Genomic DNA, 15,512 nt, shown 5'->3' with positions numbered 1-15,512 from the left:
TCGCTCCGCAGACGCAAAGGAACTGAAACACCTCGCGCGTGGTGAAAAGTGAGCCGCAAGCGCGAACCTACCACTCATACCGGACTGTGCCCTTGCCCGTGTACGTCCGCGTGCTGCGCGAGAACTCGCCCTCGACCGTGCCCGCGAGGGAGAGACCGTTTCTCCACTTCAGCTCGGCGCGGCCACCGGCGAGCGCGGAGTCCGCCGCAGGCCGCGCGCCGCTGACCGTGAAGGCGGCCCCGGGGAGTGTTTGGAAGGCTGCGTTCACGAACCGGCTGGTGTTGGTGTCGTGGGCCCAGGCGAGGCGGCCGCGCAGGGTGAGCACGCCTTCGCTGACGAGGAAGCGCTGGTCGGTGCGGGCGCCGAGCTCGGTGCGGACATTGGTGGTGTCCCGTGACGTATAGGACAGCGCGAACTGGTTGCTGCCGACCAGCGCGGTCTCGCCGTAGCCGGGGAGGTGGAAGGCCGTCGCCTGCACCGCTGCGTAAGGCGTGACGCCGAAGCTGGAGGTGGGGATAGGCGCGAAGCGCCAGCCGGTTTCGAGGCGGGCTGAGAAGGTGCTGGCCTTGAAGTTTGCGGTGAGCTTGTCGGTGCCCGACACCGTGACGGTGCGATCGGTGGTGACGTCCTGCCAGCCATAGGCGAGAGCGGCGGAGACGTAGGCCGGGCCAATCGTGTGGCGGGCATAGAGGCCGGCCTGGAACAGATCGGCGCGGCCGCTGCCGAGGTTGTCGGACAGCGAAAAATTGTAGCCGGCGCCGCCGAGCGCAAAGCCGACCAGCGTGTTCGGAGAGGCGCGATAATCGGCGCCGACCACGGTGCCGTAGATGCGGCTGGTGGTGGTGCTCGACCCTGTTGCAGCGTTGCCGTTCAACGTGCTGGCGCCGCCATAGCCGGAAGCCCACACGCCCCAGCGCCGGTCGATGACATCTGCGCTCGCCTCGCGCGGTGTCACCGCGGCATAGGCCTCGCGCACTTTGGCGTCGCGCGGGCTGGTGGAGGCGTAGCCCAGCGTTCCACCGTCGCCGGTCGCGCCGCGCTCGCCGTCGGTGCCGCCGCCGCCGAGCGGGTCGAGCATGTTCACGAACTGCTGCGTCGCGTTGAACGCGGATTGCGTGCCGGCGGCGCCGGGCTGGCCGGAGACCTGGCTGAGCCCGCGGTTGAGCTGCGGCTGGCCCATGTTGAGCAGCGCATCGAAGCCGGCCGGCGGCGTCGCGCCGCCCTCGACCGCCTTGTTGATGGCGCCGGCGACGCTGCTCTGGTTGGCGCCCGTGCCTGCCGGCAGCACGATCGTGCCGGGATCGAGCACGAGATAGACGTTGTTCGTGTCGTAGGTGAGGTGCGGATTGCGCGTGGGGCTGAAGCTGCCGGCGACGCTCAGCCCGGCGAACCGGGTGCCGCCGAGCCCGCCGGTCGCGTTGAGGATGGTGTAGGTCTGGCTGCGGAAGCTGCCGGGGATTGCCACCGCCTGCACAGTGGCGCCGGCGAGCGTCGCGGTGCCCGACACGTTGGTGCGGTCGGCGGCGGACGTGGAGACCTCCACCCTGTAGAAGCTGCCGGCGGTGAATGCCAGATTGCCGCTGACGGAGAGCGTGCCCACGGAATTGCCGGGCGCCAGCGTGCCGCCGCTCGCGATCGTCGTATTGCCGACGATGCCGGTGCCGCCGAGCGTGCCGCCGCTGTTCACGGTGAGACTGCTGGAGGATGCAATCGAGCCGTTCACGACGAGCGCGCCGCCGTCCACGATCGTCGCGCCGGTGTAGGTGTTGTTGCCCGACAGCGTCAGCGTGCCGGTGCCGCCCTTGATCAGCGATGTTCCGGTGAGCATGCCGTCGCCGGTGACCACGCCGGTGACGGTGGTCGACAGATTGTTGCCGCCGACCGTCAGCTCTGTGCTGTTGAGGTCGAAGCGGCCGTTGCCGGCGAGCGAGCCGGCACTGATCCTGCCGTCGCTGCTCGGGCCGGGGGTGAAAAAGTTGAAGACTGCGCCGGGGTCGGTGTTGATGAGCTGCGCGTTGCCGGCCGTGGAGTTGCCGTCGAACAGGACATTGCCGCTGTTGTGGATGGTCGCGCTGCCGGCTGTGGAGTTGCCGTAGAACGCCAACTGCGCGTTGTTGGTGATAACAGCGCTGCCGGCCGTGCTATCGAGGAAGGCCAGCGTGCCGGCGGACACCGTCGCGCCGGAAAAACTCTCCGCGCCGGTCAGGGTGAGCGTGCCGGCGCCGGCCTTGGTAAGCGTGGTGCCGCCAAGATTCTGGCTCAGGACGAAATTGTTGGCGGCATCTGCGATGTCGAACGTGCCGCCGCCGGCGCCCAGATTGATGGTGCGTGCGGTGGTGGTGAAGGTCGTGCCTCTGATCTGCAGAGTGCCGCCCTTGAAGGTGAGGCTGCCCGCGAGGTCGCCGAGATTGTCGTCGGAGGAGACGATGACGGTGCCACCGGCGAAAGTGGTGCCGCCGCTATACGTGTTGGTGCCTGTCAGCGACAGCGTGCCGGTGCCGGTCTTCACCAGAGAGCCGCCGGTGCCGCCGCTTGCGCCACCATCGGCGATCACGCCGCTGACAATGGTCGACAGATTGTTGCCACCGACCGTCAGCTCGTTGGCGCCAAGATAGAAGGTGCCGTTGCCGGCGATCGAGCCGGCGCTGAGCTTGTGGTCGCCGTTCGGGCCGGAGCTGCCGGAGAAATCGATCACGGCGTTGGCGGCGTTGTTGATCAGCTGCGCATTGCCCGCGGTCGAATTGTCCTGGAAAGTGGTCGTTCCGCCGGCATTGTTGGTGATGACAGCGCTGCCGGCCGTGCTGCTGACGACAAAATTGATGGTATTGCTGTTGGCGATGGAGGCGTTGCCGGCCGTGGCCGCGTCGCGGAAAACCATCAAATTGGAGTTGGTGATTTCAGCGCTGCCAGCCGTGCTGTTGCCGTAGAAATACAGCCAGCGATTGTTGGTGAGAGTGGCGCTGCCGGCCGTGCTGGTGTCGTTGAAGGACAGCCAATCGTTGCTGGTGATCGTTGCGTTGCCGGCCGAGCTGTTGCCGTAGAAAAACAGCTGGGCGTTGTTGCTGTTGGTGATGTCAGCGCTGCCGGCCGTGGCGTTTCCGAAGAAAATGGCCCTGCCGTTGCTGCTGTTGGTGAAGGTGGCGCTGCCCGCAGTGCTGGTATCGTTGAAATACACCCAATTGTTGTTGGTGATGGTCGCGCTGCCCGCCGAGCTCGAATTGTTGAAGTTGACGGTGCCGGTGGCAGTGTTGGTGATGGTGGCGGCGCCGGCCGTGCTCGTGTCGTTGAAGTTCAGGGTTCTGTTGTTTGAGATGGCGGCGGAACTGGCGCTGCTGGTGTTGTGGAAGATCGTGGTTCCGCTGTTGGAGAGGCTGGTGATGCCGCTGGTGTCGGCGTTGACGACGTCGAACGTGCCGCTGGCGCCAACATTGACCGTTCCCAGAATGGTGCCGACATTGGCGGCAGTGCCGAGCTGTAACGTGCCGCCATTGACCGTGCTGCCGCCGGTATAGGTGTTCGCTCCCGACAGGATCAGCGTGCCGGCACCAGCCTTGGTCAGCGACGTGCCGTTCCAGCCGGTCGCGGCGTTCGCCGCCTGATCGGTCAGTGCTGCGCCGACCGTGAAGACGTCGGTGGCGTTGGTCAGCGTGAAGGTGCCGTGGGCGAGGGAGTTGCCCGCCGTCCAGCTCAGACCGTAGCTGGCGAGGTATTGCAGGCCGTCGATCGATTTACGGGTGGACAATGTGAGGTAGTCCACCGTGCCGCTGAAGCCGCCGATGCTGACACTGGCGAAGTCGCCGCTGATGCCCGATCGGGTGCCGATCAGCACCTGGTCGAGCTGGCTCGCATTGCTGATGCCGCTGATGTTGAAGGCGACGCCGTTGCCGATCGCTACGCTGTCGGCGGACAGCGCGGGGCTGTTCGTGCCGGCGGTGATGGATAGTGCGGTGTTGTTGCCGAAGGTCACGGTCTGGGAGACATTCAGGGTCGTCGCCGTCTGGATCGCCAGCGTGCCGCCGGTCACGGTCAGGTTGCCGCCCAGGTTGTTGCTGCCGCTCGTGCCGCCGTCGCCGAACTGCAACCGGCCGCTGGAGACGATTGTATCGCCGCTATAGGTGTTCGTGCCCGTCAGGATCGTGGTGCCCGAACCGATCTGCTGCACGGAACCGCTGCCGGAAATATCGCCGGCCAAGGTGATCGCGTCGCTGCGGTTGAAGGCGAGCACGCCGTCGTTGACGACATTGCCGACGATCGAGCCGGTCGTCCCGCCATTGCCGATCTGCAAAGTGCCGGCGGCGATCGTGGTGCCGCCCGTGTAGCTGTTGTCTCCGGTCAGGATCGTGGTGCCCGAACCGGTCTGCCGCAAGGCGCCGCTGCCGGAAATATCGCCGGCCCAGGTGATCGCGTCGCTGCGGTTGAAGGCGAGCACGCCGTCGTTGACGACATTGCCGACGATCGATCCAGTCGTCCCGCCATTGCCGATCTGCAAAGTGCCGGCCGCGATCGTGGTGCCGCCCGTGTAGCTGTTGTCTCCGGTCAGGATCGTGGTGCCCGATCCGATCTGCTGCACGGCACCGCTGCCGGAAATATCGCCGGCCAGGGTGATCGTGTCGCTGCGGTTGAAGGCAAGCACGCCGTCGTTGACGACATTGCCGACGATCGAGCCGGTCGCCCCGCCATTGCCGATCTGCAAAGTACCGGCCGCGATCGTGGTGCCGCCCGTGAAGGTGTTGGTGCCGGACAGGGTCAGCGTCCCGGTGCCGATCTTGACCAGCGAGCCGCCGGTGCCGGCGATGACGCCGCTCACTTCGGTCGAGAGATTGCTGGACCCGACGGTCAGCTGGTTGGCACCGAGATCGTAAAATCCGGCGCCGGCGATCGAGCCGGCGCTGCTTGCGGTGCGAAAGATCGCGGTTCCGTCGTTGGTGATGGCAGTGATGCCGCTGGTGTCGGCGTTGACGACGTCAAGCGTGCCGCTGCTGCCGATTCTGACCGTGCCCAGGATCGTGCCGGTGCTGGCGAGCGTGCCGAGCTGGAGAGTGCCGCCATTGATGGTGGTGCCGCCGGTATAGGTGTTGGTCCCCGAGAGCGTCAGCGTCCCGGTGCCGATCTTGACCAGCGAACCGCCGGTGCCGGCGATGACGCCGCTCACCTCAGTCGATTGATTGTTGGACCCGACGGTCAGCTCATTGGCGCCGAGCAAATAGAAGCCCGCGCCCGCGATCGAGCCGGCGCCGATCCTGTTGTCGCCGTTGGGTCCGCTGGTGTTGCTGAGATCGACCGAGGCGTTGGCATTGTTGATGATCGCCGCATTGCCGGCCGTGCTGTAGTTCCGGAAAGTCAGGCCCCCGTTATTGGTGATGGTCGCATTGCCGGCTGTGCTCCAGTCGGAGAACGAGATGCCGCCATTGTTGGTGATGACTGCGCTTCCCGCCGTGCTGCTATCGTTGAAGTTCAAGAGATTGGAGTTCGTGATGTTCGCACTGCCGGCGCTGCTCTGGCTGTAGAAAGTCAGCACGGCGGAGCCGGCGTTGGTGATGGTCGCGTTGCCGGCGCTGCTTTGGTCGAAGAAACTCAGCAAGCCGACGCCGACGTTGGCGATCGTGGCGTTGCCGGCCGTGCTGGTGCCGCGGAATTTCGCAACCCCGTTGTTGGTGATAGTCGCGGCACCGGCCGTGCTCGTACCCACAAATGACATGGTGGCGTGGAGTTGGTTGTTGATGGTGGCGCTGCCGGCGCTGCTTGCGTAGCTGAAGTCCAGGTTGCCGGAGTTGGTGATGCCAGCGCTGCCGGCCGAAGCGTTGTCCTTAAAGTAGAGATTGACGGTGTTGGTGATCGTGGCGCTGCTTGCCGTGCTGCTGTCGAGGAACGACAGGCTGCCTTGGTTCAGGATGCTTGCGCTGCCGGCGCTGGTTGCGTTGCGGAAGATCGCGGTTCCGTCGTTGGAGATGTCTGTAATGCCGCTGGTGTCGGCGTTGACGACGTCGAGGGTGCCGCTGCTGCCGATTCCGATCGTGCCGAGGATCGAGCCGGCGCTGGCGAGCGTGCCGAGCTGGACGGTCCCGCCATTGACGGTGGTGCCGCCGGTATAGGTGTTCGCGCCCGACAGCGTCAGCGTGCCGGTGCCGATCTTGACCAGCGAGCCGCCGGTGCCGGCGATGACGCCGCTCACCTCGGTCGAGAGATTGTTGGAGCCGACGGTCAGCTCATTGGCGCCGAGCTGGTAGAAGCCCGCGCCCGCGATCGAGCCGGCGCTGATCTTGTTGTCGCCGTTGAGTCCCGTCGTGCCTGAGAAATCCACCGAGCCGGCGGCATTGTTGGTGATGGCGGCGTTGCCGGCCGTGCTGTTGGTGCGGAAAGTTATGCCGCCGTTGTTGACGATCGACGCGTCGCCGGCTGTGCTTAAGTAATCAAAAGTGATGCCGCCATTGTTGGTGATGGTGGCGTTGCCGGCCGTGCTGTTGAAGTAAAAAGTCGTCGTGCCGCCGTTGTTGTTTGTAATGGCTGCGTTGCCGGCCGTGCTGTTGGCGTAAAAAGTCGTCGCGCCGCCGTTGTTGTTTGTAATGGTTGCGCTGCCGGCTGTGCTGGTGGCGCTGAAAAGCAGGGTGTTGTTGTTGCTGATGGCGGCGGTGCCGGCCGTGCTGCTGTTGGAGAATACAACTTGGCCGTTGTTGGTGATGGCGGCGGTGCCGGCCGTGCTGCTGTCGAAGAATTGAACGATGCCGTTGTTGTTGATTGTCGCTCCGCCGGCCGTGCTGGTGTTCCGGAAATACAGGGAGAAGTTGTTGGTATCGATGGTAGCGCCGCCGCCGTTGATGACGATGCCGGCGCCCGTGAAGGTCAATTGTGAGCTGCTGAGGTCAAACGTGTAGTTCGAGGCGCCGGCATTGAATGTCCAGCCGCCGACCGTGACGCCGCCAAAAAACGACAGGTCGGTGATGTTCGACGCGCCGAAATAGGCGGTGCCGGTCGGCCTTGTGCCGGTGTCCCAGTTGGCGCCGGTAATGTAGCTATTCGAACCTGGCGAGGCGAGCCAGGTGGCATCCTGCGCACGCGCCGGGGTAGCCGGGAGCGTCCAGGCCAAAGCCAGCGCCGACGACGTCAACAACGCGGCCCGCAGCCGGCGGGTCGCCTTGAAACAATCTTTCCCCGTCCGCACCACGTCCCCCGGTCTGCACTTGCGAGTCCTCGACCGGATTTGTCGCATTGGGTGGGAGGGGTGTCCTGATAAGGGGTTGGCTCATTTCTGAAGCTTTCTGATATTTCCGTTTCAGGCCCGATTTTCGGGCATTTCCGGCGGACTTCCGCTATATGAGCCGCCTTGATAGACGTGTTGGGGGATAGCTTGCTTCGTTTCGCCGGCTTCGAGCTGGACCTGCAGCGCGCGGAGCTGCGCGGGGTCGATGGCACGCCGATCAAGCTCCGGCCCAAGACCTTCGAGATGCTGCGGCTGTTCGCGACCAGCGGCGGCCGGGTGCTCAGCAAGCAGGAGCTGATGGAGGCGGTCTGGCCGAACGTCCATGTCGGCGAGGACAGCCTGTTTCAATGCATCCGCGAGCTCCGCACCGCGCTGGGCGACGAGCGGCGGCAGCTGATCAAGCTCGCCTCCGGCGGCGGCTATCTGCTGGCGACGGAGGTTGAGGTGGCGTTCGAATCGGGCGCGGTGCAGGCCGTGGAGACCCGGCCGGACCCCAGCAACGAGGTTGCGGCCCTGTTGCCGGCCGAGGTCGCCGCCGCAAGGCCTCAGCGCGCCTGGTTCGGCTTGAGCCGGCAGGCCACCGTCGCCGCCGTGGCCGGACTCTGCGTGATCGTCATGGGGCTTGCGGTTGCCGCGCCCGTGCTGAAGCCGGACCTCCTGTTCAGACGAACGCTGCCGCGGCTCGCGGTGATGCCGATCGTTGACGCCAGCAACGATCCGCGCGGCGTGACAATGGCGGCCGAGGTCACCGCGCGCCTCACGGATGGGTTTGCGAAGGTTCAGAACATCAGCGTGGTTGCGCCGCGCGTGGCGGTCAGCGGCGGCGACAGCACTGCTGTGTCCGGTGGACCATCCGATTACGAGCTGCGCGGCGAGCTCCAGCATGGCGATCAGTCCTGGACGCTGCGCGCGCGGATCATCAAAGCCGCGACCGGCGAGGTGCAGTCGGTCGTTGCAGCGTCAGTCGCCGCTGAGGAGATGGACGTGCAGCTCGCGCAGTCGCGCCTCGTTGCCGGGGTCGGTCATGTGCTTGCACGCCGTCTCAACGAAATTCTGGAGCGGAGTGCGGCGCGCGCCAAGACGCCCGGCGCGTCCGCGGGCGGCGACAAGGTGGCCGTCGAGCAGGCGCTCGCTTCGATCAACCAGACCACGCGCGAGCGCTTTGGCGCGGCGCAGGCGATGCTGCAGAAGGCGCTCACCGACGACCCCGACAATGTCGATCTCGCCGTCGCGCTTGCCTCGCTGCAGATGCGCGGCATCCAGATGGTCTGGTTCAGCCCGGAGGAGGCCGCTGCTGTCGAGGCGAAGGCCAATGCGACGCTCGAGCAGGCGCTGCGCGTAAAGCCGAATTCGATACCGGTGCTCGAGGCCACTTGCCGTTTCCTAAGCGCGACCAACCATTTCGTGGAAAGCCTCGTCACCTGCGCCAAGGCCTTGAGCTTCGATCCGTGGAACGGCTCTGCGCTCTATCTGATCGGCCTCGGGCAGGTCTATCTCGGCCGCTTCGACGACGCGCTCGCGACATTCCAGCAGGCCGATCGTTATGACACGCCGCCGGCCTCGCGCTGGACCTGGTTGCTCGGCGCGGGCATGACGTACGTCCTGACGGAGCATTACGAAGAGGCCTTGCCGTGGCTGCAGCGCTCGATCGCTATCACGCCGGGGACCGGCCGCTCGCACTTTCTGCTCGCTGCCGCCTACCAGAAAACGGGGCGCGCCGAGGAGGCGAGGGCGGCGATGCAGGAAGGGTTGAGGCTGCGGCCCGGCACGACGAGACTGAACGTCTCGCCGCCGATGAAGAACGCAAGTCCGGTTTGTATCGCAGCCTGGGAACGGGTCGTTCAGGCCGAGGTGGATGCGGGACTGCCGGAGCAGTAGGGCGGATAAGCGCCTCAACTTCTCAATCGCGCACGATGGTGAATTGAGCTAGTATGGGCCTCGAACGCAGCTATTGAGCCGAAACTGATGACAGAGCATTCGCGCATTTCGCTTGCACCTGATGTCCTTGCTGGCAAGCCCGTGATTAGCGGGACCCGTATCGCGGTCGAGTTCATCATCGGATTGATGGCAGATGGTTGGAGTGAAGCCGATATTTTGGCGAACTATCCGGGCGTTTCGCGCGAGGACATTCTCGCGTGCCTGGCCTACGCACGCGACTCACTGAGCGTCGAACGCGTTCACCCGACCGCAGCTTGAATGCGCTTTCTCGCGGACGAGAATTTTCCTGGCTCTGCGGTCGACGCACTTCGCGCGTCGGGTCATGACCTCATCTGGATCAGAGCTTCTGCACCCGGTAGCAGCGACCGCGAAGTATTGGCGCAAGCGTCGCAGAACCATTATCCTCCTTACCTTCGACAAGGATTTTGGGGAGCTGGCGAAAGCGTCACCGCTTCCGACCACATGCGGTATTGTGCTCTTGCGCATCCCTCCGCCCCCTCCCGGCCAGATCGGCAACGTGATCGCCAATCTGATTATGTCCCGGGACGACTGGGCGGGCCATTTTTCCGTGATCGAGCCCGGCCGAATCCGGATGCGACCGCTTGAAAAGTAGCGTCAGCCCAACCGCCACCTTCTATGCAGCCACAGCCACTGCTCGGGATGCTCGCGCACCCAGCTTTCCACCACGCTCGTGATCGCCTGCGTGGTGCCCTGGATATCGATCTTGCCGTCGGCATCGCGCACGGGCTGGACCTCCTCGGTCAGCTCGCCACGGAAGCGGCCGCCGGGCAGGCGGATGATGCGCACGCCGTGGATCGGGCATTCGACCTGGCGGAGCAGGCGGGCCAGCATCGGATTGGCGCGGGTCTTGCGGCCGAAGAAGCTGACCTCGACGCCGCCGGTCAGGTACTGGTCGATCAGCATGGCGACGTGCTTGCCGTCTTTCAGTGCCTGCGCGAGTCGCAACGGCGCATCACGGCCCGCCGGGATCAGCGTGCCCATGTTGACCTGGCGCATCTCCTGGATGATGCGGTCGGCCGAGGCGATGTTCGGTCGGCGATAGAGGATCGCGGTATCCAGCCCATGCGCGACGGCGGCGAGTGCCGGCAATTCCCAATTGGCGAGGTGCGCGGCGAAGATCAGCGCCGGCTTGCCGTCGTCACGGATCTGGTCGAACAGCTCGATGCTGCGCGGCGACAATTCAATCCGGCTGTTCTCCGGTTGATCGCGCTCGTAGTCCCAGACGTGGTCGATATGGGCGAACTCGGCGCCGACGCGGCCGAGATTGTCCCAGACGCCCATCAGGATGGCTTCGATCTCCTCGGCCGACTTTTCCGGAAATGCCGCGGTGAGGTTGGCGCGGCCGATGCGGTGCTCGCGCAGGCGCGGGCCGATCTGCTTCACGACGCGCGCGAAAAAGTCCGAGGTCTTGACCGGATCGAAATAGCGCGTCGTGCGCAGCATGCCGACGGTCGCCGCGCCGATCAGGCCTCCGCTGATCGACTTGGCTGCATTACGCGCGCGAATCTTCGTGCTGATAGGAATCAGCGCCATGCGTCCGGTCAGGCCGGTTCGCGGGTCAGGATCAGCGAGGCGTTCTGGCCGCCGAAGCCGAACGAGTTCGACATCACGGCGGTGACGCGGGCGTCGCGCGCGGTGTTGCCGACGACGTTGAACAGGATCGTGGGATCCGGGGTCTCGTAATTGATCGTCGGCGGGATGCGCTGATGCTCGAGCGTGAGCAGCGAGAAGATCGCCTCGACGGCGCCGGCTGCCGAGATGGTGTGGCCGACCATCGACTTGTTGGAGGTGACCGGGATCTTCTGCGCAAGCTCGCCGAACACGACCGAGGTCGTGTTGAACTCCATCTTGTCGTTCTCGGGCGTCGCGGTGCCGTGCGCGTTGATGTGGTCGATCTGGTCCGGCGTCATGCCGGCATCGGCCAGCGTCTTGTTCATGCAGCCGATGATCGGCTTGCCGTCGGGCGAGGAGCGGGTGCGATGGAAGGAATCGGTGAGCTCGCCGCAGCCGGCGATGACGCCGAGGATTTTTGCGCCGCGTGCGGTCGCCGCCTCGTAGCTTTCCAGCACCAGTGCGCCTGCGCCTTCGGCCATGACGAAGCCGTCGCGGTTCTTGGAGAAGGGGCGGGAGGCCGCCTGCGGCGGATCGTTCTGGGTCGACAGCGCCGAGAGCAGCGAGAAGCGCACCAGCGCTTCCGGATTCACGGTGCCGTCGGTCGCAACGCACAGCGCGGCGTCGGTCTCGCCGCGGCGGATCGCCTCGACGCCGAGCTGGATCGAGGTCGCGCCCGAGGCGCAGGCCGTCGACAGCGAGATCGGCGAGCCCTTGGTGCCGAAGATCTCGGCGAGGTGCGCGGCCACCGAGCCGAACATGAAGCGGTGATGATAGCCACTGTACTTGCCGCCGCCGGAGATGCGCAGCAAATCGTCATAGGTGAAGTCGGGTGCCCCGACGGCGCGGCCGAGCTCGCGGCGCTGCGGCCATTCGACCTCGACCGGTGCGACCGCCAGGAACAGGGGACCCGGGAAGTCGGCTTTGGCGCCGATGCCGGCCTGCGCGAGCGCTTCCTCCGTCACCAACTCGGCCATCCGTTCGGACAGGCCGGTGGAGGAGAACGGATCGACGCTGACGAAATCGACAGTGCCGGCCATCGTGGTCTTCAACCCGTCGACCGGAAAGCGCGTGATGGTGCGGATGCCGGATTCGCCGGCGACGAGCTTTGCCCAATTGTCGGCCTTGCCGGCACCGAGCGAGGTCATGATGCCCATGCCGGTGACGACGACGACGGGACGCCCGAGTTTGTCGCGTGGTGCAGTCATGTCGATCCCCCGGTGAGCTAGCCAACTGCCTCGACCAGCGCCATGCCTTCGCCGCGCCAGTGTCCGGCTCCCACCACCACAATCTGGGTGGGCGCTCCCTGCATTTCAATCTCGGTGCCCGTGGAATCGTTCGGCGGGAACAGCGCACCGCGCGAGATCGACAGCGCGGCGAGCGCGATCCCGAGCGGGAATTGCGTCTCCATGGTGTGGCCGAACATCGTGCCGGTCGAGCGCACCGGAAGGTCCGCATGGCTCTTCAGGAAACTGCGCTCCTCGCTCGTGGCCGGCTCCGCACCGGTCGCGCCTGATATGATCGCGCCCTTGCCTTCGCGCTTGGGCAGTTTTGCCCAAAGCTTCTCCAGCGTCGCGGTCATGTCGCCACCCTGCTTGCGCCGGGCGAGATCGGCAACGACGCTCGACAGCTTCGCGAACGGCTTTGCACCGCGCGCTTCCGCATGCGCCCGCGATTCCAGCACCAGGAACGCGCCGGCCGAGCCGAGCGCGAAGCCGGGATGATCCGTGCGCGCCCACACGGGGGCGAACTTGTCCTTCAGGTTGAAATCGCCGAATTCGTAGAGGACCAGCAAGTCCTTGCGCTCGCCATTGTGCGAGCCGCCGACCAGCGCGATGTCGCTCTCGCCCGAGGCGATGCGCGCCAGCGCAATGCGGGCGGCATCGGCGCCGGCGACCTCTTCGCCCATGAAAGTGCGCGAGGTGCCGCCAAGACCATGCACGATGGCGATGTTGCCGGCGAGCAAGTTGGAGAGCTGCGCCAGGAACAATGTGGGGCGCAAATCGCTCATCAGCCGTTCGTTGAGGAAGCCGGGCGCGTTCGCTCCCTTCGCCTCGGCGGTCAGCACGCCGGTGTCGACGTTAAGATCGCGCTCGCCGCCGCCGGCGGCCACCACCATGTCGATCTTCGACAGGATGTCCTTGTTGCCCTTGATCCCGGCGGAATCGAGCGCCAGGCCCGCGGCATAGGTGCCGATGCGCTGCCAGGCTTCCATCTGGCGCTGGTCGCCCTTCTTCGGGATCTGGCTGTCGAAGGTAACGGGCATCAAGGGATGCACGACGTAGGGTGCAAAACCCTTCTCATCGACATTGATGCGCTTCTCCTGAAGCGCGGCCCAGTTGGCATCCAGGCCCTCGCCGAGCGAGGTGGCGAGTCCAATGCCGGTGATCCAGACTTCGGTCTGGCCTGGCTTCGACGCAGTGTCAGTCATGGCGATACGGCCTGTTGCGGAAAGCCGACGCGCTCGGCGACTTTCGCCATGTACCCGCGCATATCCGCATTGGGGAAGGGAATCAGCGTGAAGGTGAGCGCCGAGTTGGCGCGCAGCTTGCCGCCAACCCTGATCTTGGCCTCGGTCATGGCATAGCCGGAGCCTTCATGCGTGAGGCTCGCCTCGATGCTCATGAGATCGCCCGGATAGACCGAACCGCGGACCTTGGCCTCCTTCACGGCGGCAAGGATCGGCATGCGCTCGAACTTGAACACGCCGAGCTGAAGCCAGCCCGAGGCCTGCGCCATCGATTCGATCAGGAGCACGCCGGGCATCAAGGGGTAGCCCGGGAAGTGCCCCTCGAAGATGGTGCTCTCCTTCGGGACCACGGCTTCGACGACGATCGTCTTCTCGTCGACCTTGAGGTCGACGATGCGATCGATCATGTGGAAGTATTCGAGTTGCATGACCGCGCGCTTAGGCGCTCGCGCCCTTGGCCGCAACCAGTTCGTCGATGCGGGCGCACAGATTCTTCAGCACGAAATATTGCTCGGTGGTCGCTTTGCCGTCGTTGACCTCCTGGGTCCACTTTTCCAGCGGAAGCTTGATGCCGAACTGCTTGTCGATCGCGAACGCGATGTCGAGGAAATCGAGGCTGTCGATGCCGAGATCGTCGATGGCATGGCTATCCGGCGTGATCGTGTCGCGCGGGATGTCGCAGGTTTCAGCGATGATCGTGGCGACCTGATCGAATGTGGAAGACATCACTAAGCCTTTGATATATTGCGGGTATTTGTCAGATTATCCAGAGTGGCACGGTGGGTGGGCATCGCGCCCCTGATGACGCCCTCAAACCCCCCTCTGGCCGGGTCGAAAGCCCGTATATCGGAGCGCCGCCCTGAGTTCAATGGAGCCGGACAGGCGAGGAGACGGGGCTGGGGATGCCCGCCGGAGCCGTTTCCGCCGGAGGCCGGCGATAGATCGGGCCTAGATATGCGGCGTCGTGATCTTGACGCAGTCGCGACGGCCCATCAGCACGCAATCCTGGGTCCGGCGCAGGTCGGCGATGCTGACCGCGAGCCAGATTCCGATTGCGGTCAGCGCGATGGTGAAGGCCAGCGCGGCGATGTTGGCGAGCATGCGATGGCGGAAATCGTCCGGCTCGGCGCGGGGCTGCTCGTAGCGTGACAGGTCCAGCCGTTCGGGCGCGACGCGCATCGGCTGCACGGAGCCGCTGCCGCGGTGGGCCGTCGGGGAGGGAGAGGTGCGCGGCCTGAACTGGAGCACCCGGTGCTCGTCGTCAGAGCTGATGGGCCGCTGGTTATTCATGGGGAGGGATCACTCCGAAGCAGCGGTTTTAGATAGCACAGGAGGTGAACACGTTGCAGAAAATATTCGCAATGCCTGCGTGCATTCGTGCGCGCGCACTATTTGAGCATGGATCGGTGTGGAGCAACTGCGGAACCAGCCGTCATGCCGGCGGCAGGGCCCGAGGGGTGCGTTGCAACAACGGGCGTAGCAATGGCCAAGGACGTCACGCCTTCCTTTGCCGTCCACATCGGCTTGTGATCTCCGCGTCCTTCCGAGCACGTGTTGCCGCCGCATGGCCCATGTCATAGTCGGGGGAACCTGGACCGCAGTTGCAACCATGCGAGGGGCCTTCGACCATGACCACGACCAACGCGCGCGAGCCGAGAGTGCATCCGGTCCCGATCCTGTCGCTCCGGCCGACGCAGATGACGGTCGGCATGCGCGAGGTCAAGGAGAAGCGCAAGCGCTGGCGCGAGCATGGCAAGAAGAAGCAGGCCGATCTGCTCGGCAAGCACATGATCCCCGTCGTCTACGGCCCGGACGCGCGCTATTACGTGATCGACCATCATCATCTCGGCCGCGCGCTGCACGATGAAGGCGTCAAGGAGGTGCTGGTGACCATCGTCGGCGACCTCCGCATGGTCGAGCGCGAGGCGTTTTGGGGCGTGATGGACAACAAGCGCTGGGTCTACCCTTACGACGCCAAGGGCGAGCGGCGGCGGTTCCGCGACCTGCCGAAATCGATCGCCGATCTCAAGGACGATCCGTTCCGTAGCCTTGCCGGCGAATTGCGCCGCATCGGCGGCTTCGCCAAGGACACCACGCCGTTCTCCGAATTTCTGTGGGCCGACTTCCTGCGCCGAAAGCTCTCGCGGAAGGTGGTGGCGGCCGATTTCGACAAGGCCGTGGAGAAGGCGATGGCCGCGGCCAAGAGCAAGGATGCGATCTATCTGCCCGGCTGGTGCGGTCCGGCGGACGATGATTAGGACGGCGGAAATCTCG

Annotated in this window: 11 protein-coding genes; 4 read left to right on the top strand and 7 right to left on the bottom strand. The window is 65.2% G+C overall.

All coding sequences use genetic code 11. The features are described from left to right. Nucleotides 1-67: 67 nt before the first annotated feature. Complete coding sequence (locus tag IVA79_RS16090; RefSeq protein WP_247554278.1) at nt 68-7,084, bottom strand: autotransporter-associated beta strand repeat-containing protein; 7,017 nt, start codon at nt 7,082-7,084, stop codon at nt 68-70. Between the two features lie 261 nt (nt 7,085-7,345). Here IVA79_RS16090 and IVA79_RS16085 point away from each other — a divergent pair, with 261 nt between their 5' ends. From IVA79_RS16085 to IVA79_RS16075, 3 genes are all read left to right on the top strand, one after another. After that, entirely contained in the window at nt 7,346-9,076 is a 1,731-nt protein-coding gene (locus tag IVA79_RS16085; RefSeq protein ID WP_247554276.1) for a winged helix-turn-helix domain-containing protein, read from the top strand. An 87-nt stretch (nt 9,077-9,163) separates the two neighbouring features. Then, nucleotides 9,164-9,394 carry a DUF433 domain-containing protein gene (locus IVA79_RS16080; protein WP_247554274.1) on the top strand — a complete coding sequence of 77 codons (231 nt, stop codon included), beginning with the start codon at nt 9,164-9,166 and terminating at the stop codon, nt 9,392-9,394. A gap of 64 nt (nt 9,395-9,458) precedes the next feature. Then, on the top strand, nt 9,459-9,749 hold the full coding sequence (locus tag IVA79_RS16075; protein ID WP_247554272.1) for a DUF5615 family PIN-like protein: 291 nt from the start codon (nt 9,459-9,461) through the stop codon (nt 9,747-9,749). A gap of 2 nt (nt 9,750-9,751) precedes the next feature. On the opposite strand, the gene IVA79_RS16070 is transcribed toward IVA79_RS16075, so the two are convergent. From IVA79_RS16070 to IVA79_RS16045, 6 genes are all read right to left on the bottom strand, one after another. Continuing rightward, nucleotides 9,752-10,690, bottom strand: coding sequence for a lipid A biosynthesis lauroyl acyltransferase (locus IVA79_RS16070; RefSeq protein WP_247554270.1), 939 nt, complete (start codon nt 10,688-10,690; stop codon nt 9,752-9,754). A gap of 8 nt (nt 10,691-10,698) precedes the next feature. Further along, nucleotides 10,699-11,976: a beta-ketoacyl-ACP synthase gene (locus tag IVA79_RS16065; protein ID WP_247554268.1), complete on the bottom strand. Its 1,278-nt coding sequence runs from the start codon at nt 11,974-11,976 to the stop codon at nt 10,699-10,701. A 17-nt stretch (nt 11,977-11,993) separates the two neighbouring features. Then, entirely contained in the window at nt 11,994-13,199 is a 1,206-nt protein-coding gene (locus IVA79_RS16060; protein ID WP_247554266.1) for a beta-ketoacyl-ACP synthase, read from the bottom strand. Next, nucleotides 13,196-13,666 carry a 3-hydroxyacyl-ACP dehydratase FabZ family protein gene (locus IVA79_RS16055; protein ID WP_247554265.1) on the bottom strand — a complete coding sequence of 157 codons (471 nt, stop codon included), beginning with the start codon at nt 13,664-13,666 and terminating at the stop codon, nt 13,196-13,198. Before IVA79_RS16055 ends, IVA79_RS16060 begins: the two co-directional genes overlap by 4 nt. 10 nt (nt 13,667-13,676) lie before the next feature. Further along, nucleotides 13,677-13,964 (bottom strand): acyl carrier protein, encoded by a 288-nt coding sequence (locus IVA79_RS16050; protein WP_007592476.1) that lies wholly within the window; start codon nt 13,962-13,964, stop codon nt 13,677-13,679. A 222-nt stretch (nt 13,965-14,186) separates the two neighbouring features. Further along, nucleotides 14,187-14,528 carry a hypothetical protein gene (locus IVA79_RS16045; protein WP_247554262.1) on the bottom strand — a complete coding sequence of 114 codons (342 nt, stop codon included), beginning with the start codon at nt 14,526-14,528 and terminating at the stop codon, nt 14,187-14,189. Between the two features lie 338 nt (nt 14,529-14,866). On the opposite strand from IVA79_RS16045, the gene IVA79_RS16040 reads away from it, so the two are divergent. After that, complete coding sequence (locus tag IVA79_RS16040; protein WP_247554259.1) at nt 14,867-15,496, top strand: ParB-like protein; 630 nt, start codon at nt 14,867-14,869, stop codon at nt 15,494-15,496. Nucleotides 15,497-15,512 lie beyond the last annotated feature (16 nt).

Origin of the sequence: Bradyrhizobium sp. 138, assembly GCF_023074075.1 — a bacterium.
Lineage (GTDB): Bacteria > Pseudomonadota > Alphaproteobacteria > Rhizobiales > Xanthobacteraceae > Bradyrhizobium.
Note: the sequence above shows the minus strand (reverse complement) of the source record. Positions and strands in the feature narration are given on the sequence as shown.